The 19731-nt window shown below is 36.6% G+C and carries 19 protein-coding genes and 2 other annotated features; of the genes, 15 read left to right on the forward strand and 4 right to left on the reverse strand.

Translation table 11 applies throughout. The features are described from left to right. Nucleotides 1-110 precede the first annotated feature (110 nt). From AC0NJG_RS04685 to AC0NJG_RS04745, 13 genes are all read left to right on the forward strand, one after another. Nucleotides 111-749, forward strand: a complete 639-nt coding sequence (locus AC0NJG_RS04685; protein WP_000536319.1) for a class I SAM-dependent methyltransferase — start codon at nucleotides 111-113, stop codon at nucleotides 747-749. Between the two features lie 14 nt (nucleotides 750-763). Next, nucleotides 764-1459 (forward strand): 5'-methylthioadenosine/S-adenosylhomocysteine nucleosidase, encoded by a 696-nt coding sequence (gene mtnN, locus AC0NJG_RS04690; RefSeq protein WP_001217039.1) that lies wholly within the window; start codon nucleotides 764-766, stop codon nucleotides 1457-1459. Nucleotides 1460-1541: 82 nt separating this feature from the next. Beyond that, a complete protein-coding gene (locus AC0NJG_RS04695) occupies nucleotides 1542-2465 on the forward strand; it encodes an O-acetylserine dependent cystathionine beta-synthase (protein WP_029439984.1) in 924 nt (307 codons plus the stop codon). A 3-nt stretch (nucleotides 2466-2468) separates the two neighbouring features. Then, nucleotides 2469-3602 carry a bifunctional cystathionine gamma-lyase/homocysteine desulfhydrase gene (locus AC0NJG_RS04700; protein WP_143881554.1) on the forward strand — a complete coding sequence of 378 codons (1134 nt, stop codon included), beginning with the start codon at nucleotides 2469-2471 and terminating at the stop codon, nucleotides 3600-3602. A gap of 259 nt (nucleotides 3603-3861) precedes the next feature. Beyond that, nucleotides 3862-6465: a bifunctional acetaldehyde-CoA/alcohol dehydrogenase gene (gene adhE / locus AC0NJG_RS04705; protein WP_474062896.1), complete on the forward strand. Its 2604-nt coding sequence runs from the start codon at nucleotides 3862-3864 to the stop codon at nucleotides 6463-6465. Between the two features lie 126 nt (nucleotides 6466-6591). Continuing rightward, nucleotides 6592-6819 (forward strand): YrhC family protein, encoded by a 228-nt coding sequence (locus AC0NJG_RS04710; RefSeq protein WP_087954241.1) that lies wholly within the window; start codon nucleotides 6592-6594, stop codon nucleotides 6817-6819. 160 nt (nucleotides 6820-6979) lie between these two features. Continuing rightward, nucleotides 6980-7927: a helical backbone metal receptor gene (locus tag AC0NJG_RS04715; protein WP_087995430.1), complete on the forward strand. Its 948-nt coding sequence runs from the start codon at nucleotides 6980-6982 to the stop codon at nucleotides 7925-7927. 5 nt (nucleotides 7928-7932) lie between these two features. Beyond that, nucleotides 7933-8961 (forward strand): FecCD family ABC transporter permease, encoded by a 1029-nt coding sequence (locus AC0NJG_RS04720; protein WP_001993171.1) that lies wholly within the window; start codon nucleotides 7933-7935, stop codon nucleotides 8959-8961. Further along, nucleotides 8948-9766 (forward strand): ABC transporter ATP-binding protein, encoded by an 819-nt coding sequence (locus AC0NJG_RS04725; RefSeq protein ID WP_474062897.1) that lies wholly within the window; start codon nucleotides 8948-8950, stop codon nucleotides 9764-9766. The genes AC0NJG_RS04720 and AC0NJG_RS04725 overlap by 14 nt, the downstream gene beginning before the upstream one ends. Next, a complete protein-coding gene (locus AC0NJG_RS04730; RefSeq protein WP_087954244.1) occupies nucleotides 9733-10128 on the forward strand; it encodes an ankyrin repeat domain-containing protein in 396 nt (131 codons plus the stop codon). Before AC0NJG_RS04725 ends, AC0NJG_RS04730 begins: the two co-directional genes overlap by 34 nt. Nucleotides 10129-10437: 309 nt before the next feature. Continuing rightward, the gene (locus AC0NJG_RS04735; protein ID WP_087954245.1) at nucleotides 10438-10944 is read left to right on the forward strand and encodes a GNAT family N-acetyltransferase; all 507 of its coding nucleotides are present in this window, start codon (nucleotides 10438-10440) and stop codon (nucleotides 10942-10944) included. A 56-nt stretch (nucleotides 10945-11000) separates the two neighbouring features. After that, entirely contained in the window at nucleotides 11001-11459 is a 459-nt protein-coding gene (locus AC0NJG_RS04740) for a GNAT family N-acetyltransferase (protein ID WP_000276115.1), read from the forward strand. 125 nt (nucleotides 11460-11584) lie between these two features. After that, nucleotides 11585-11962: a hotdog family protein gene (locus AC0NJG_RS04745; protein ID WP_000025009.1), complete on the forward strand. Its 378-nt coding sequence runs from the start codon at nucleotides 11585-11587 to the stop codon at nucleotides 11960-11962. A 33-nt stretch (nucleotides 11963-11995) separates the two neighbouring features. On the opposite strand, the gene AC0NJG_RS04750 is transcribed toward AC0NJG_RS04745, so the two are convergent. Then, nucleotides 11996-12541, reverse strand: coding sequence for a helix-turn-helix domain-containing protein (locus tag AC0NJG_RS04750; RefSeq protein WP_474062898.1), 546 nt, complete (start codon nucleotides 12539-12541; stop codon nucleotides 11996-11998). 156 nt (nucleotides 12542-12697) lie between these two features. On the opposite strand from AC0NJG_RS04750, the gene AC0NJG_RS04755 reads away from it, so the two are divergent. Beyond that, on the forward strand, nucleotides 12698-13102 hold the full coding sequence (locus AC0NJG_RS04755) for a DoxX family protein (RefSeq protein WP_087954246.1): 405 nt from the start codon (nucleotides 12698-12700) through the stop codon (nucleotides 13100-13102). A gap of 21 nt (nucleotides 13103-13123) precedes the next feature. Continuing rightward, nucleotides 13124-13981, forward strand: a complete 858-nt coding sequence (locus AC0NJG_RS04760; protein ID WP_000009829.1) for a VOC family protein — start codon at nucleotides 13124-13126, stop codon at nucleotides 13979-13981. Nucleotides 13982-13998: 17 nt separating this feature from the next. Here AC0NJG_RS04760 and AC0NJG_RS04765 read toward each other — a convergent pair whose 3' ends face one another. From AC0NJG_RS04765 to AC0NJG_RS04775, 3 genes are all read right to left on the reverse strand, one after another. Continuing rightward, on the reverse strand, nucleotides 13999-14313 hold the full coding sequence (locus AC0NJG_RS04765) for a 4a-hydroxytetrahydrobiopterin dehydratase (protein ID WP_000979544.1): 315 nt from the start codon (nucleotides 14311-14313) through the stop codon (nucleotides 13999-14001). Next, complete coding sequence (locus tag AC0NJG_RS04770; protein ID WP_087954247.1) at nucleotides 14294-16048, reverse strand: aromatic amino acid hydroxylase; 1755 nt, start codon at nucleotides 16046-16048, stop codon at nucleotides 14294-14296. Before AC0NJG_RS04770 ends, AC0NJG_RS04765 begins: the two co-directional genes overlap by 20 nt. Before the next feature lie 162 nt (nucleotides 16049-16210). Continuing rightward, nucleotides 16211-16438: a binding site (T-box leader), on the reverse strand. A 51-nt stretch (nucleotides 16439-16489) separates the two neighbouring features. Further along, nucleotides 16490-16718 (reverse strand) — a binding site (T-box leader). Between the two features lie 221 nt (nucleotides 16719-16939). Next, entirely contained in the window at nucleotides 16940-19648 is a 2709-nt protein-coding gene (locus AC0NJG_RS04775) for a S8 family serine peptidase (protein ID WP_474062899.1), read from the reverse strand. Nucleotides 19649-19731: the final 83 nt, after the last annotated feature.

The raw sequence follows: 19731 nt of genomic DNA on the forward strand, positions 1-19731 counted from the left end.
AACTATAGTGTAACAAAGAAAAGAAGGAAATACCATGTACATTTCAATTGACATTTTTAGAAAGAGGGAATATCATACTGATAAAACCGATAAGAAAAAGGGGAATTTTTATGGGTACAGAATTTAATGGTTTATTTGATGAGTGGGCTCATACGTACGACTCATTTGTACAAGGCGAAGATATACAATATAAAGAAGTTTTCGCTCATTATGAGGACATTCTAGAGGATGTAGTTAACAAGTCATTTGGTAACGTATTAGAATTTGGTGTTGGTACTGGTAATTTAACAAATAAATTATTACTTGCTGGCCGCACAGTTTACGGTATAGAACCGTCACGTGAAATGCGCATGATTGCAAAAGAGAAATTGCCAAAAGAGTTTTCTATTACAGAAGGTGATTTTCTTTCGTTTGAAGTCCCAAATTCAATTGATACCATAGTAAGCACCTATGCATTTCATCATTTAACAGATGATGAAAAAAATGTAGCGATTGCGAAGTATAGTCAATTGCTAAACAAAGGTGGTAAAATAGTGTTTGCTGATACGATATTTGCAGATCAAGATGCATATGATAAAACTGTTGAAGCAGCAAAACAAAGAGGTTTTCATCAGTTAGCAAACGATTTGCAAACGGAATACTATACACGTATTCCAGTTATGCAGACTATTTTTGAAAACAATGGCTTCCATGTAACGTTTACGAGATTAAATCATTTCGTGTGGGTGATGGAGGCAACTAAGCAATAGAAAGAGGGATTAGATTGAGAATTGCTGTAATTGGAGCAATGGAAGAAGAAGTACGTATTTTACGTGATAAATTAGAACAAGCAGAAACAGAAACGGTTGCGGGTTGTGAATTTACGAAAGGACAATTAGCAGGACATGAAGTAATCTTGTTAAAGTCTGGTATTGGTAAAGTAAATGCAGCGATGTCAACGACAATTTTATTAGAAAGATATAAGCCTGAAAAAGTAATTAATACTGGTTCAGCTGGTGGATTCCATCATTCTCTAAATGTTGGGGATGTCGTTATTTCAACAGAAGTTCGTCACCATGACGTAGATGTAACAGCATTTAACTATGAGTATGGGCAAGTACCAGGAATGCCGCCTGGATTTAAAGCTGATGAAGCATTAGTTGCATTAGCTGAAAAATGTATGCAGGCAGAAGAAAATATTCAAGTTGTAAAAGGTATGATTGCAACAGGCGATTCATTTATGAGTGATCCGAACCGAGTTGCAGCAATTCGTGATAAATTTGAAAACCTTTATGCAGTAGAAATGGAAGCAGCAGCTGTTGCACAAGTATGCCACCAATATGAAGTTCCGTTTGTTATCATTCGTGCACTTTCTGATATTGCTGGTAAAGAATCAAATGTTTCATTTGATCAATTTTTAGATCAAGCAGCTCTTCATTCTACAAACTTTATCGTAAAAGTACTAGAAGAGTTAAAGTAATGTAACAAAAAGGCAACTGTCTCATATAAAGAAAATACATACAGTTGCCTTTTCTTTATTGGCAAATAAGGGGGAGAACACGATGAATGTATATCGTGGAGTTCATGAGCTAATTGGTCATACACCAATTGTAGAGATTACTCGTTTTTCACTTCCAGAAGGGGTCCGTTTATTTGCGAAGCTTGAATTTTATAACCCAGGTGGAAGCGTTAAGGATCGTTTAGGAAGAGAATTAATCGAAGATGCGCTCGAAAAAGGGCTTGTTACCCAGGGCGGAACAATTATTGAACCGACTGCTGGAAATACTGGTATTGGACTGGCACTTGCAGCGTTACAACATGATTTGCGCGTTATTGTTTGTGTACCAGAGAAATTTAGTATTGAAAAACAAGAATTAATGAAAGCACTAGGTGCAACGGTCGTGCATACACCGACTGAGCAAGGAATGACAGGCGCAATAGCAAAAGCGAAAGAGTTAGTAAATGACATACCGAATTCATACTCTCCAAGTCAGTTTGCGAATGAAGCAAACCCTCGTGCTTATTTCAAAACACTAGGTCCTGAACTTTGGTCGGCACTTAATGGAGAGATTAACATATTTGTTGCAGGAGCAGGAACTGGTGGTACATTCATGGGGACTGCATCTTATTTGAAAGAAAAAAATGTAGATATAAAAACGGTTATTGTGGAACCAGAAGGATCTATTTTAAATGGTGGTAAAGCTGGCTCACATGAAACAGAAGGGATTGGCCTTGAATTCATCCCGCCATTTTTGAAAACATCTTATTTTGATGAAATTCATACAATTTCTGATCGAAATGCATTTTTACGAGTGAAAGAATTAGCGCAAAAAGAAGGTCTTCTCGTTGGAAGCTCTTCAGGAGCAGCATTTCATGCAAGCTTACTTGAAGCAGAGAAAGCGGCGCCAGGTACAAATATTGTAACGATTTTTCCTGATAGTAGTGAGCGCTATTTAAGTAAAGACATATACAAAGGATGGGAATAAAAAATGAGAGCAAAGACAAAGTTAATTCATGGTATTCGCATAGGAGAACCTTCAACTGGATCTGTAAATGTACCGATTTATCAAACGAGTACGTACAAACAAGAGGCAGTTGGTAAGCATCAAGGATATGAATATTCACGTACAGGCAACCCAACACGTGCAGCTTTAGAAGAAATGATCGCTGTATTAGAAAACGGTCATGCTGGTTTTGCATTTGGTTCAGGAATGGCTGCCATTACAGCTACAATTATGCTATTCTCAAAAGGTGACCACGTTATTTTAACAGATGATGTGTATGGTGGAACGTACCGCGTGATTACGAAAGTATTAAACCGCTTCGGTATTGAGCATACATTTGTAGATACAACAAACTTAGAGGAAGTTGCAGAAGCGATTCGTCCAAATACAAAAGCGATTTATGTAGAAACACCAACGAATCCATTACTAAAAATTACTGATATTAAAAAAATATCTACTCTTGCTAAAGAGAAAGATTTATTAACAATTATTGATAACACATTCATGACGCCATATTGGCAGTCGCCAATTTCTTTAGGAGCAGACATTGTACTTCATAGTGCAACGAAATATTTAGGAGGTCATAGTGACGTAGTTGCAGGTCTAGTAGTTGTAAATAGCCAGCAATTAGCAGAAGACCTTCACTTTGTACAAAACTCAACAGGCGGCATTCTTGGCCCGCAAGATAGTTTCTTACTACTTCGTGGTTTAAAAACATTAGGAATTCGAATGGAAGAGCATGAAACGAATTCACGTGCAATTGCTGAGTTTTTAAATAACCACCCAAAAGTAAATAAAGTATATTACCCAGGCCTTGAGTCACATCAAAACCATGAACTGGCAACAGAACAAGCAAATGGATTTGGTGCTATTATCTCATTTGATGTAGATAGCGAAGAAACATTAAATAAAGTACTTGAGAAATTACAATACTTTACACTGGCTGAAAGTTTAGGAGCAGTAGAAAGTTTAATTTCTATCCCCTCTCAAATGACACATGCATCAATCCCAGCAGATCGTCGCAAAGAATTAGGAATTACAGATACATTAATTCGAATTTCTGTCGGTATTGAAGACGGAGAAGATTTAATTGAAGATTTAGCACAAGCGTTAGCGTAGTAAAAATGCACTGCTAGTATAGGCAGTGCATTTTTACTACATTATTTTGTGAAATATTTCACAAAATAGACATACACAAATGAAATGATTTCATGTATATTGAATTCATGAAGTGTTACTCACGAACAATCTTGTGAAATATTTCACAAACAATGAGGTTCATGTAGGAAAGCAATTCTATTTTTTTTGCACTAATCGGGACTAATTATGACCTGTAGGGTCTTATTTAGTCCACGATAGCAGAATAGGAGGAATTTACATGGTAGTCAAAGAGAAAGTTGTAAATGAAATGCAGGAAGTAAAAGAGATGATAGATACGTTAGTGAATAACGGTCGGAAGGCTTTACAAGCATTAGAAAGTTTTACACAAGAGCAAATTGACAACATTGTTCATGAAATGGCATTAGCAGGTGTTGATCAACATATGCCACTTGCGAAGTTGGCTGTTGAAGAAACAGGTCGTGGTGTATACGAAGATAAATGCATTAAAAATATTTTTGCTACTGAATATATTTGGCATAGCATAAAGAAAGATAAAACAGTAGGGATTATTCACGAGGATCCTCACGAAGAGATGATAGAAATTGCTGAACCTGTTGGTGTAGTAGCTGGGGTAACGCCAGTAACGAATCCAACGTCGACAACAATGTTTAAAGCATTAATCGCGATAAAAACGAGAAATCCAATTATTTTCGCATTTCATCCTTCCGCACAAAACTGTTCTATTGCAGCTGCGAAAACAGTATACGATGCAGCGGTGAAGGCGGGGGCACCAAAACATTGTATTCAGTGGATTGAAAAACCTTCTGTCGAAGCAACGAAACAATTAATGAACCATGAAGGTGTGGCGCTTGTTTTGGCAACGGGAGGGGCTGGTATGGTGAAATCAGCTTATTCTACTGGAAAACCAGCGCTAGGTGTAGGTCCTGGTAATGTACCATGTTATATAGAGAAATCAGCGCATATAAAACGAGCGGTTAATGATTTGATTTTATCTAAAACATTTGATAATGGTATGATTTGTGCATCAGAACAAGCAATTATTGTAGACAAGGAAATTTATGATGATGTGAAAACAGAAATGATTGAAAATGATTGTTATTTTGTAACCGAGGAAGAGAGAAGTAAATTAGAAAAGCTTGTTATTAATGAAAATACATGTGCAGTAAATAGTGATATTGTAGGGAAATCAGCACAGTATATTGCCGAATTAGTTGGAATTACTGTACCTAAAAATACAAAAATGCTTGTAGCTGAAATACAAGGCATCGGAGCCGCATATCCACTATCTCGTGAGAAGTTAAGTCCAGTATTAGCTTGTGTAAAAGCAAATTCATTAGAAGAAGGATTTACATATTGTGAAGAAATGTTAAACCTCGGTGGTTTAGGACATTCAGCAGTTATCCATTCTGTAAATAAAGAAGTGCAAAAGCAATTTGGATTACGTATGAAAGCTTGCCGCCTTATTGTAAATGCCCCTTCATCACAAGGTGGAATCGGTGACATATATAATGGATTTACTCCATCACTTACGCTTGGTTGCGGTTCCTACGGGAAAAACTCGGTTTCTCAAAACGTAACAGCGACGCATTTATTAAATATAAAAAGGTTGGCAAATAGAAAAAAGAATATGCAGTGGTTCAAATTACCACCAAAAATTTATTTTGAAAAACATGCGACAGCATATTTAGCAAATATGCCTAACATTTCACGTGCATTTATTGTAACGGATCCAGGAATGGTTGAGCACGGATATGTAGATACGGTCTCGCATTATTTACGTAAACATGCAAATGATGTGAAAGTTGAAGTTTTCTTTGAGGTTGAGCCAGATCCATCAGATGAAACTGTGTTTAAAGGGGCGGAAATGATGAGAAGTTTTCAGCCGGATGTAATTATCGCACTTGGTGGTGGTTCAGCGATGGATGCAGCAAAAGGGATGTGGCTTTTCTATGAGCACCCAGAAACAACATTCTATGGAATTAAACAGAAGTTTTTAGATATAAGAAAACGTACATGTAAATATCCGGAATTAGGAAGTAAGGCGCAGTTTGTTGCCATTCCAACAACATCTGGAACAGGATCAGAAGTGACGCCATTTGCGGTTATTACAGATAAGAAAAATAATATAAAGTATCCACTCGCGGATTATGAATTAACGCCAGATGTAGCAATTGTTGATCCACAATTTGTAATGACAGTACCACCACATGTAACAGCAGACACTGGCATGGACGTATTAACGCATGCAATCGAGGCGTATGTGTCTGTTTTAGCAAATGACTATACAGATGGATTAGCATTAAAGGCCATTGATCTCGTATTTAAATATTTACCAAGAGCATTTAAAGATGGAAATGATGAAGAAGCACGAGAAAAAATGCACAATGCTTCTGCAATCGCAGGAATGGCATTTGCAAATGCTTTTCTAGGTATTAATCACAGCTTAGCACATAAAATTGGACCAGAATTTCATATTCCACATGGGCGTGCGAATGCAATTCTTATGCCGCACGTAGTTCGGTATAATGCTATTAAGCCAAGAAAACACGCATTGTTCCCAAAATATGAGCACTTTGTAGCCGATGAACGCTATGCACATATTGCGAGAATGCTCGGGCTTCCAGCAAGTTCGACTGCAGAAGGTGTGGAATCACTTGTCAAAGCAATTATTGAGCTCGGAAAAAGTTTAAATATAAATATGAGTATTGCAGGACAAGGAGTTGCTAAAGACCAATTTGAAGAGGTTGTTGGATTATTAGCAGAAAGAGCTTTTGAAGATCAATGTACAACAGCTAATCCCAAATTACCTCTCATTTCAGAGCTGAAAGAAATTTATATGAAAGCATATAAAGGTGAGTAATGGTTATAAAAGAGTCGCAATAAAGCGGCTCTTTTTCTTTTGGAAAACATCTCCCAGAATGGCTGTATTTACTTGTCTTTCAGTGTAATAGAATATGATACAGTGAAATGGAGGAGTGAGAATATAATGAAGGAATTACAAGGGAAAATAGAAGATTATACTCGGTTCGGACAACTTCTTCTCGCTGTAAGTACATTGTTAATGGTTGGTTTATTGATTCCGACTGGAGCAAAAGAAACGATACAATTTTTTGTTATGATGGGGAGCATCGTTATATTTTTAAGTTTATCTTTCTTTTTCTTTCAGCGTGTGAAAGTGATGCGAGACGAGTTAGAGAGAAACGAATGTGAATAATATTGGTAAATAGTGCGTTACAAAAAGAAGGAATCTTTTTTGTAACGCTTTTTGTTTTTTTTTCTAGAAAATGTATGCGTTTTATATTGACAATGATAATCCTTATCAATTAAAGTAGAATAGTAGTTAATGATTATCATTATCAATTAGAGGTGGAAGAATGAAAAAATCTATTACGCTATTTACAGCGATTTTATCTGTTTTTTTCTTATTAATAGGTTGCAGTGCAGAAGGAGACGAAAAAGCAGCGGCAACAAAAACAGAAAAAGGAAAAGAGAAAATAGAAGTTACCGACCTGTCAGGAAGAAAGGTAACATTCGATAAAGTGCCAGAGAGTTTTGCAACATTAAGTATGGGAGACATGAATATTATTCATGCTTTAGGCGGAAAAATAGTGGGTCGTCCGGATGCAAAAATAACTCTTCCAGAGGATATAAAGAAAGTACAAGTAATCGGGAATGCACATCAGCCGAATTTTGAGCAAATTGCTAGCTTAAAGCCCGATGTACTTATTGCTAATAATGGGTTCCAAAAGAATGTTCCAACGGTTGAAGGGCAAGGAACGAAAGTAATGATTTCTTCTGCGAATTCTGTACAAGATATTCAAAAGAATATTGAACTATACGGAACGATAATGAAGAAAGAAGATAAAGCGAAAGAACTTAACCAAAAAATTACGAATCAAATGAAGACATATGAGAAAAAGAGTGATGTGAAAGCATTGCTAGTGTATGGAGCACCTGGTACTTATTTAGCAGCATTACCAACCTCTTTATCAGGTGATATTTTAGAAAAAACAGGTGGGAAAAATATTGCAGCTGATTTTCCAGAAATGAAGGAATATCCGCAATATGCACAGCTAAGTGTAGAACGCATTATTGAGGCGAATCCTGATGTGATTTATTTAATTACACATGGAGATCCAAATAGCGTTAAAAAAGCATTTGAAGGCGAAATGATGAAAAATGAAGCGTGGAAAAATTTAGATGCAGTAAAACAAAATCGAGTAGTTATTTTGCCACCAGACTTATTTGGATCAAATCCTGGAACAAAAGTTACAGAAGCGATGGACTTTATGTATAAAAGTATACAAGATGTAAGGAAATGATAAGTATGGAAAGTAGTGAAGTAGTAAGGGAAAAGGAACATCCTTTTGCGAAAAAAAGATGGATCATAGCAGTTAGTTTAGTGCTATTAACGATTTTAGGTCTTTTTTACGGCCTTTTCGCAGGAAGCTTATCCTTTTCTTTACGAGATATTGTAACAGGGATACAAGATGAAGGTTCGACAGTTCATCGAATTGTATGGGACCTTCGTATACCAAGAGTGCTCGTTGGATTTATAGTAGGAACATGTTTAGCTGCATCTGGCGCACTGCTGCAAGGGGTGATGAGAAATCCTCTTGCAGACCCTGGTATCATCGGGGTGTCATCTGGAGCAGGCCTTGTCGCAATTGTAATTATGATTTTATTCCCTCAGCATATGGCGTTTTTACCACTCGGTGCGTTTTTAGGAGCTTTCATAACGGCGATGATCATTTATGCTTTATCATGGCAAAAAGGGGCACCACCTTCAAGAATTGTCTTAGTAGGTGTGTCAATTAATGCATTAATTGGTGCAGCGACGTCAGCATTAATGTTATTACATAGTGACAAAGTACAATCCGTATTACCGTGGTTAGCGGGTGGCATTGGTGGCGTGAGTTGGGCACATTTAAACATGATTATTTATTATGCAATATTCGCTATTGTATTGGCTTTCTTTGGTATTAAGCATATTCGAGTATTAATGCTTGGGGATGAAATGGCGAAATTATTAGGTCATAACGTGGAGAGAAGCCGTTTTTATTTAATAGTAGTAAGCACATTATTAGCTGGAATAGCAGTTAGTGTTTCTGGTCTTATTGGATTTGTCGGCCTTGTCGTACCACATATGTTACGTTTATTGGTTGGAAATGACTATAAATATTTACTGCCATTATCATGCCTTGGCGGAGGTATATTACTTGTTTTCGCAGATGCGATAGCTCGAAGTTGGTTCGATCCAATTGAATTACCTGTCGGTATTTTACTATCCTTCTTAGGTGGTCCGTTCTTCTTATATTTAATTCATAGAGGGGGAAAACAGCGTGATTTTCGTTAATGAAGTGTTTTACGCACATTCTGAAAGATTTCAAATGCAAAATATGAATGTACATATTAAAGTTGGAGAGGTCGTTAGTTTAATTGGACCGAATGGATCGGGGAAATCTACTTTGCTTCGTTTAATGGCAAGACTACTTAAACAAAGCGAAGGAGATATCGTTTTAGATGGAAAAAGTATTCATACGATGAAAAGTGCTGATGTAGCGAAGCAATTAGCGATGTTACCACAAATGCATGATCATCAATTAGATTTAACAGTGAGAGAATTAATTGAATTTGGAAGAGGCCCTCATAAATCATGGAGATATCGTTTAAATAAAGAGGATGAAGAAATTGTTGATTGGGCATTGTCTGTTACAAATCTTGAAGGGTATGAATATCGTCTTTTACAATCTTTATCAGGAGGAGAAAGACAACGTGCTTGGATTGCAATGACGCTAGCACAACGTACGAACGTCTTATTATTGGATGAGCCAACAACTTTTTTAGATATCGTTCATCAGTTGGAAGTAATGGAACTTGTGAAACGATTAAATGAGGAATTTGGCATGACAATTGTAATGGTTTTACATGATATTAACCAAGCGGCTCAATATAGTGATCGTTTACTCGTATTAAAGCGAGGGCAGCTTCAGTATGACGGTATACCAGAAGAAGTGTTATGTCATGAAATGTTTCAGCATGTATTTGGCATAGATGTAGATATTTTTCAAGAAAGCGACAAGCCATTTTTTACACCAAAACGAATTTCTAAAAAAGGAGGAGCAAGATGCGAACAGAAGAATGTATTACCACTGAGTTAGTAAGGGAATTTGTTATGGCAGCTCACGGAGATTTAGAAAAAGTACAAGAACTGTTAGCTGAATCGCCAAGTTTACTTCATGCCTCTTACAATTGGGGCGGCTCAGATTGGGAAAGTGCGTTAGGAGCAGCCGCGCATGTAGGTCGTAAAGATATTGTTCTCTATTTACTAGAAAAGGGTGCTCGAATGGATATTTTCGCGGCCGCTATGCTTGGAGAATTAGAAGTTGTACAAGCTATTTTAGTAGCACAACCAGAAGCATTACGTGCATCTGGCCCCCATGGCATTTCTCTTCTTCAACATGCACGAATGGGCGGAGAAAAAGCACAGTGTGTATTTGACTACTTAACGGTGCTTTCTTAATGACCGCCAAAGTTCTTATGTGCGGTAAACTTTTCACTTTCATATAATTGGAAAGTTTACCGCCCGTTAGAACGGGATAAGTACCTAGTGTATTTGAAAATCCTACACCCCCCTCAATTGTAGTTTTCTTTATGCTAGTTATGATATGGATGCAGTAGACAATATTTGTCTACTGCCTTTTTTAAATTCTTTAGAGATTGAATATTCTGTATTTCTTATTTAGTTCCTTTATAATAGATAGTAACATTTAGTATATATCCAAAACATGCTCGTGTAGGTAAGTACAAATTCGTGGGAAGGAGTGCAGAGATGTTTCATACAGGTCGTTTACAAATTCGCAAATATACAATGGATGATTTACAGTTCTACGCTTCATTATGGGGAAATGAGAAGGTAATGCGCTATATTGGAAATGGGACGTTAAAAACATATATGCAGTGTAAAAAAAGTTTGGAAGAGTGGGTGATTCCTAGCTATAAAAACGGTCTCGGTTTATTTGTATTGATTGAAAAGGAAACGGGAATACGAATTGGTCATGCAGGATTAGTAAAGCAGCAAATAGATGGAAAAGAGGAAATTGAAATTGGGTATTGGTTACTACCTCAGTATTGGGGAAAAGGGTATGCGAAAGAAGCAGCGGCAGCATTTCGAGATTATGGCTTCCAAGCGTTACGAATGAATAAATTAATTTCTCTTATTAATCCGGATCACCCCGCCTCCATCTTTGTTGCTAGAAAAACAGGACTTAGTTATGAGAAAACAACTTCATTTCATGGGATGGATGTTCTCGTTTATTCCATTAAGCGCGTTGGATGAAAAAAGGTGAATGGCATCTTTTGAAGAATGGTATATAAAAATAAAGGGGGGATTACATGTACATTTATCATAATGGACTTATTATTCGTGAGGGAACGAATGGTGTACCTGCATATGCAATTAAGACTTTATTCGAAGATGCCGGTTGGAGCAATGATAATATCCCTTCTTGGCAAATTGAAAAATTCACGATAGCATTTGAAAATTCAACATGGGCATTCACAATTTGGGATGAAGAAGAGATGATTGCGATGGTTAGAGTCATTTCGGATGGAATCATGGTCGCGAACATAGTAAATTTAGTTGTGAAATGTGAATATAGAGGGAAGGGATTAGGTAAGAAACTTGTCGCTCTTTGTTTGCAAAAATTGCCACATGGTGACTGGTTTGCGCATACTTCTGCAAGTAATTTTGATTTTTATAGAAGTTGTGGTTTTGAGGTGAGAGAGTTATCGAGAAATGGAACATGTGCGTACTATGGATACCAAGCTGCAAAAAGAGATGGGCATCGGTAAAGGAGCGAAAAGCAAAAAATAGTACAGCTATAAGTATTTTTCATTCTTTTTATAATAGAAAATGAATTGAGACTCATTTTATGATAAAATGAAAGAAAATTCTGTTTATTATTAGGGGGATAAAAATGAGTATAAAAGTTGGGGATGTATTTAAATATGAAAGAAGATTTACTGAGGAAGAAGTTTTTGAATTTGCAAATATTACAGGAGATAAAGGTAGGCATCATATGGAATATGATGAAAATGGACGTTTAATGGTTCATGGTTTATTGACTGCTAGTATTGGAACGAAAGTAGGCGAAGAATTACATTACATAGCAAGAGAATTAGTAAGTGAGTTTATTAGACCAGTTTTTACAGGAGATACGATCACTTGTGAATTAACTTTAACAAATATTGAACAGATGGAAGGATACAAAAAGGTTTCAATCGAGTCAGTTTATCGCAATCAACACGAAAAGACTGTACTAGTTGGGACAAGCTATGGAGTTATAAGGGGATAAAAAAGAAGCCTGATTTACAGGCTTCTTTTTTATTTAATAAACACGTTTTCGATTTTCTGCATGACTAGAGATGAGTAATAATGCAGTTTCTTCTCCTATATTACGAACGATATGAGGAACACATGCATTCCAGGAGAAAGAATCCCCTTCTTCTACAATTGCAATATCTTCTCCATGTTGAACTTCTAGTTTTCCGCGTAATACAAGGTGACATTCTTCCCCTTCATGGGCATTTGGTGTGTTTTCTTTCGGAAACCCAGCAGGGATTTCTACGAGATTTAAGCGAAGGCCACCTTGCTCTGCAACATGTTCAATTCTTTGTTCATCTTTTCCGTATACACTATATTTACGCGCTACCTTTTTTACAACTTTCAATCGATCTTTTTGTTCTAACAATAAATAGGGAAGAGGAACGTTTAAAAAATTGGAGATCGTTTCTAAAGTTGAGATAGATGGTGATGTTTTATTATTTTCAACCTGACTCATAAACCCTTTAGAAAGACCTGTTCCCTCACAAATTTGTGCGATTGTTATGCCTCTACGCTGACGGATTTCACGTATTGCAGAACCAATATTCATAAAATCAAGCTCCTTTTTATAAACAACTATTTGTATCATAGCAAAAAAAATATATATTTTCCCAGTGAAAATGAATTGACGAATAAAAAAAATTAGTGTATGTTTTGTAATGTAAATAAAAGTTTTGTATAAGGAAACTATAAAGGAGAGAAAGAAATGAATCAACATATTGGTAACTTAATTATTCGTATCGTGTTAGGGATAACGTTCTTTATGCACGGTTTAACAAAATTCCAATCGGGGATTGACAATATTGCAGGGTGGTTCACAAGCATTGGTTTACCAGGAGGACTTGCATACGGTGTAGCAACAGTTGAATTAGTTGGCGGTCTATTATTAATTCTAGGTTTAGGTGTAAGATATATTGGATTATTATTTGCACTAGTTATGGTTGGAGCAATTGTAAAAGTAAAATGGTCAGCTGGTTTATTAGGAGATGGAAAAAATCCTGGCTTCGAATTAGAGCTTGCATTGTTAGCAATGGGTGCGTACTTATTTGTTGCGAAAGCGGATGGTTTTGTAGATAATTTCTTAAAAGAGAAAATGTCAAAGAAGAACTAATTTACATGGGAGGCTAACAAGATGAGTTTTCAACTTCATCCCGATACAACACTTGATGTTGTTCATTTATATGTATCAAATATAAAGAAATCACTAGAGTTTTATACAGAAGTACTAAGTATGAAAGTACTAAAAGAAGATGAAATGGTCGTTACATTTGGGAATGAAAATAACGAACCACTCCTTATCATTGAAGAAAAGAAGGAAGCCTTACCAAAGCAAAGAGGGAGAACGGGTTTATATCATTACGCAATTTTATTACCGAGCAGACAGGATTTAGCGAATATCCTTCGTCATCTTGTAGAAATGGTTTATCCACTGCACGGCGGAGCTGACCATTACTTTAGTGAGGCCCTTTATTTAGCTGATCCAGATGGAAACGGGATTGAAATTTATCATGATCGTCAAAAAGAAGTTTGGCGTGATGAGAATGGAGAGCTACCATTTGTTAGTAACCCGTTAGCTGGTGAAGAATTATTGCAACAAGGAAGTACATGGAGTGGGTTTCCAGCTGGTACTGTGATGGGGCATATTCATTTCCATGTAGCTGATTTGGAAGAAGCGAAACGTTTCTATGTGGATGGTCTTGGCTTTGAAGTAACGATCCCAGCCCGTAATGGGGCGCTCTTTGTATCGGCAGGTGGCTACCATCACCATATCGGTTTAAATACGTGGCAAGGTGAAGGGATACTACCGCAAATGCCAAATTCTGTTGGCTTGAAATATTTCACAATTGTATTAGCAAATGAAAAACAAAAAGAGCAAGTATGTGAAAGCTTAAAAAATATTGGCAAGATTGCTACGTACAAAGATGGAATATTACAAGTAGAGGATCCATTTGGACATTGTATCCATTTCAAAATTAAAGGAGAAGCCTAAAAAAGGCTTCTCTTTTTTTACTTTCTTATAATAGCTTTTTCATTTTGGATAAATAGTTCATCAAATTGCTTCGCAAGCTCAAAATCGAGTTTCGTCAAACCTTTTGCATTCCAAGATGACAAAGTAATAATGACTGCTTTATACTGGATAAGGATAAATGGGTGGTGATTATGTTCTTCTGATAGTTTGGCGGCTTCAGAGACAAATTCGACTCCTTTTAAGTAGTCGGAAAACATATATTTTCTTTCAATCCATTTTTCATCTTTTACTACCCATTTATCTAACCTCAATAATTCTTCTTGAACTTCCTCTTCAGTTAATCGTAGCATCATTTTTCACATCCTTTACTGGAAGTAGCGTAAGACCATTGTTAATAAGACGTGTTACAGCTTCATCAGTTGTGAAAGTAGAAAGTTGTTGTAATAATGCTGCTGATGTTTCGTGCCCTTTGTTATGTTCTAAAAGCAATTCTAATATTTCAAGGCGAAGTAACCATTCTTTCGCATAAAATTTGTTTAAGACCTCTTGAATTGCCACTAATTGCTCGATATGTGCGTCGTGTAAAATACCTTCATTTCGGATATCACGAACTGTTTGATACATACGTTCAAGTTCATTCAGTACAAGTGGAGCAGGAATTTCTTGAATTTCTTCATTCATTGGGAAAAATGCTGCAGCATCTGCGGCACCTGGGAATACCGAAGTAATTGTTGAACCAACAGCCATATCAAATGCGCCCCATGAAGCATCAAATAAAACGCGGTCGTTATAAGTAACTGTGCAATTGATAAAGGAAATAAGGGCAATTTTTTTATCGTTTTTTACAATATCTGTTACTGTTCCTTTTACATGAATACCACTTGCAAAAGTAAAGGCTGCTTTATTTCCAATTGTAATTCCTAATGATTGTAATTGTTCATCTGTACAATTTTCTAATGCAATATTTTCAGTGAGTAATCCAATTGGTGTTCCAAACCCGTCACTGTGTACAGACGTAGAATGATTCGCTAGCTGTTTATTGTGAATTGCTAATGCTGTTGGCGAACTCGTTCGCATGTAAATTAATTCACCTGCATCGTTTTCAATTGTCTCGGTAAATGTACCTGTAATTTGTAACCCGCTATTTAACTCAGCAGTTGCATGATTTTCAGAGCGAATTGCTTTTTCTAATCCTTCTTTACCACCTGTTTTAAAGGCCATCGTTTCAGAGAATTTCTCAAGTGCTTCTGTTAATTCTTCAAATGATTCACAAACAAATAGTTGTGGTTGCATTTTTGTTACGTCATAAGTTGTACTTGTACATGCCTCGATAGAGAATGGAACCTTTTCTACAGCGTCTGTTAAGCAATGTTTGCTTTCGCCAACAGAAGAAAGGAGACCAGCACCATATATTTTTGGAGCATCTATATTTCCGATTAATCCGTATTCCACTGTCCACCAGAAAAGACGTGAAATTTGTTCTGCTTCTGATAAGCCAGAAACTAACTTTTGTTTTTCAAGTACATTATTTTCAGCAGCTGTAACTTCATCTGGAGTAGAAGTAGGGCTTTCTTTTACAATTGTTAATGTACGAACAGCTTCGAATGCATCATGTTCTTCTTTTGTAGAGAAAGCTTTTGCACCAATTTGTCCAAATCGTTTCACATATTTTGCATATGTAGGATCAAGTAAAATAGGTGCGTGTCCTGCTGCTTCGTGTACAATATCTGGAGCTGGTGTATACTCGATATTTTCTACTTTGCGAATATCTGTTGCAATTGGTAATAATCCGTGTCCTTGAAAATCGAAGAAGGCTACGCCAGGAATAAGGCCGTCAATCGTTACAGCACCCCAGCCGCTTGGTGCCAAACACTCATTCATTTCTTCTACCTTTGGAATTGCATCTATATTAATACCAGATGATTGTAATCCGTTCACATAGGCTGGATGAGCAACGTCTTTTAAGAAACTATGATTTTGTCTCATAATGTAACGCCACACAGCGTGATTCACCGGTGTGTATTGATCGTAGTGCTGTGTGGATACGAATGGTTTTAAATGCGATGGAATTTCTGTTTTCTTTGTCATTTAGACATCCTCCTTTTTTTAAATAAAATTAAGTATCGGTTTCGTATAGCTTGTATCACCCCCTTTCAAAATTGTAAGCGCTTATAAAATTTTATCATAAGATTCGGAATTATTTAACATTTGTTTCTGTGAGAAATAGAAAAAGCCCCCATCGGAAAATCCGATAGGGGCGAAAGAATCGCGGTACCACCCTATTTGTAAGTGAAATTATACTTACATCTCAATTAATGATAACGGAAAAACTCCGTCTTTTCCTTCATGCCTATAAGCACTACGAAAAAGAAGCTCCAGAATTGTAATTCATACTTATATATGTGCTAATTTCCACCGACCATTAGCTCTCTGTAACAGGGATATAAGATACTACTGCGATTCTTTCAACGCGTATATTATGAAGTTATGTAAAAGGATGGACGCAAAAAAGTCCCTATCGGGAAATCCGATAGGGACGATAAAAATCGCGGTACCACCCTATTTGTAAACAAGTAATTGTTTACCACTCACTTTAAGATAACGGAAAGATCCGTCTTTCTCTTCATGCATAAAAAGCATTACGGGAAAGAAGCTCCAGAATTGTAATTCACGCTTGTATATGTACTGATTTGCACCAACCATCAGTTCTCTGAGACAGGGATATAAGTCGCTACTGGTATTCCTTCAAAGCCGATATATAATTCGTTCAACTAAACTATGTTTTGTATTATAAAACTATATTAAAAAAATTGTCAACAATAATTTTTTATCCCGCTTTAATGGGCAGTAAGACCCTCACCTCAAAATTCAGCGAAAGCAAAGAAGTTAGGTGGGGGTCGGGCTGCCCATAAAAGCCCGATTGGTGAGGGCTGATAATCAGTGGGGGATGAAGAAACCCCCACTGATTAAAGTTTCACTTTATTTCACATCTAAATCAACATTTAAATTAGATGTATTTCCAGCTGCATCTGTTGCAACGATATGAATTGTATTTTTTCCTTGTTGTAATTGATTACGATCAAAATAGATTCCGTAGTTTTTCTCCCACGTATTTAAGAATGCACTCTCCCATACACCATTTCCGTTAATCTCATATTGTATTCTCACTGGAATACCAGGTGCAATCCAACCAGATTCTGTCATCCAATCTAGTAGAATATCATCAACGTTTCCTCTAATAATAAGATTTTCTTGATCAATTTCATAAGTTAACTTAGGTGCTGTTCGATCGATAAATACAGCTCCTGTTTGCTTTGTTTCTCCACCAGAGTTAGACGCAACAGCTTCGATTTGGTATAAGCCATCAGGCAACTGAGATCCGTCTGCTCTTGTACCATTCCATTTGAAAGATTTATAGCCAGGTGTTTCGTTTTTACCTTGATATACCATGCCTTGATATGTCACACGGTCTTTCGTAATTAAATTAGCATGAAACGCTATGTCCTCAACTGGTGTAACTAAATAGTAATTGATTAGGTTGTCATCTAGTATTTTGTCATTATTTGGACTGAAAGTAGAATTAATGATTTCAAGGCCGTCAATACACTTGTATTCTTTTGGATCGATGCTAAATGTAAATGGAATACGCATTTCTTCCGTTTTCCCTTGTTCTTTTACATACAAATTTCCTGTATATACTCCTTGTGGTAAGGAACTATCTACAGTAATAGTAAAAGGTTTTTCGATGTTACTATTTGCTTTTAAACTAATTGAAGAAGGGAAAGAAGTCTGGATTTTTGTTTTTGTATCTAATAATTCAACACGAGTTGAAAAGTTTTTCTTTTTGCTAGAAAGATTTTGTAACGTAATATTTTGTGTTAGTTTTACTTTGCCGCTATTCGGTTTAATAAGACCGAAACTTACGTTGTTTGGTTTCACTAACGCATCTGTTTGAGCTGCTTTCGGAATGTTAATTAAACCAGATCCTTGTGCCATAACAGGATATGTATTTTCATTCACATCTTTTAAAGTTTTTGCGGTATTGGCAAGCGATGCTTTTAATTGCTCTGTCGTCCAATCAGGATGCATTTGACGCAAGAGGGCAACCGCTCCAGCTACTTGAGGTGCAGCCATACTGGTTCCGTTGTGAGACTCATAGCCACCTCTAGGTACAGTACTCGTAATTTGTACTCCTGGTGCAACGATATCTGGTTTTATAAGCCAACTACCTTGTGATGGTCCTCTAGAACTAAAGTTACCAATTAATTCAGTTGGAACTGGCTGTCCAATTTTTATATTTTTCTTGCGCTTTGTAATTAAGTTTTTCAACTCTTCGCCATTTGCATTTGATAATTGCATAACTGGAAGAGCTAGATTTTCTCGTGCAAAGTATTCAGGCATAATATTGATTTCTTTTTCATTAGAAATTAATAGTACACCAACTGCACCAGCTTGTTTCGCTTGTTCTGCTTTTACTAACGTACTAGAAGTACCTTGTAAAACAAGTGCAAATTTCCCTTTCACATCTTGTTTTGCATAATCACTTGGATTACCATAGCTAACGTATACAAGAGGGGAATCATTTCCTATTGGGAAATCGGACTTTGATAACGGTAACCCTTGATATGTTTTGCTGGAACCAGCTACTTGGAACGTTGGAAACGGGATAGAAACAGTAGATGCTCCAACTGATATAACGCTGCTTGCATTTCCAGGTGCATCAACAGACCAAGGCTTTGGTCCATCATTTCCATTTGAAACGACTGCAGTAACACCAAGTTTTGCTGCACGTTCTAACGTCATTGTTACAGGTTGATTAGGGACATTTAAATCTTGACCGAGTGATAGATTTAACACATCAGCACCATCTTGAATAGCGCGCTCAATCCCTTGAATAATATCTTCTGTTGTACCAGTGCCACTATCATTCATTACACGATAGGCTAGAATAGAAGCATTTGGAGCACCACCTTTAATTTTTCCGTTACCAGCAATAATTCCAGCTACATGAGTACCATGTACGTTACCATCCATTGGATCGTTATCTTCATCAACTGTGTCATATCCACCGATATAATTTGCTTTTAAGTCGGGATGTGTATAGTCTACACCAGAGTCGATAATTGCTACTTTCATACCTTTTCCATCAAGCGGTTTACCAGATGGGTCTTTTAAATTCCATGCTTCTTCATTAGTAGCGCTTTTTGATGTTTCATGTAATTTATATGTTAAGTTCGGATAGACTGCTTTTACTTCGGGTAAAGAAGCAAGAGCGGTAATTTGATCTCCAGGAACTGAAATAGAGAATCCGGAAAATAACGTATTATACACCTCTTTAATTTTTGCACTAGGTGCTTTTTCTTTTATTTTCTTAGTCGTATCTTCTTGTGCTTTTTTAAGCTGGGCATGATAAGACTGTGCATGATTATTTTGTAAATCTGGAGCATGCTGAATGTTACTTTGTGAAGCGAGTGGAGCATGTTGCAATTCTACAATGACAGAAATTTCTTTTGATGTTTTTGTTTCAACATTTTGTGCAATTTTGTTTTCTCCCCACTGTTCAATCGTTGTTTTTAGTTGTGGACTAAATTGCTTCTCTTTTTGCAGTGATTCAGCATGTGCGCTTAAAGCTCCAAAACTGGAAAAGACGAGCGCCATACTTAATAGTGTAGATGTAGTTTTTTTCATTGAAACTCCCCTCGATAAAAAGCGACAATATTCAGAAAAGTTATCTTACAAATGTATCTCGAATTACATAATCGGATGTTAGC

This window comes from Bacillus sp. SSR7 (genome assembly GCF_055902415.1).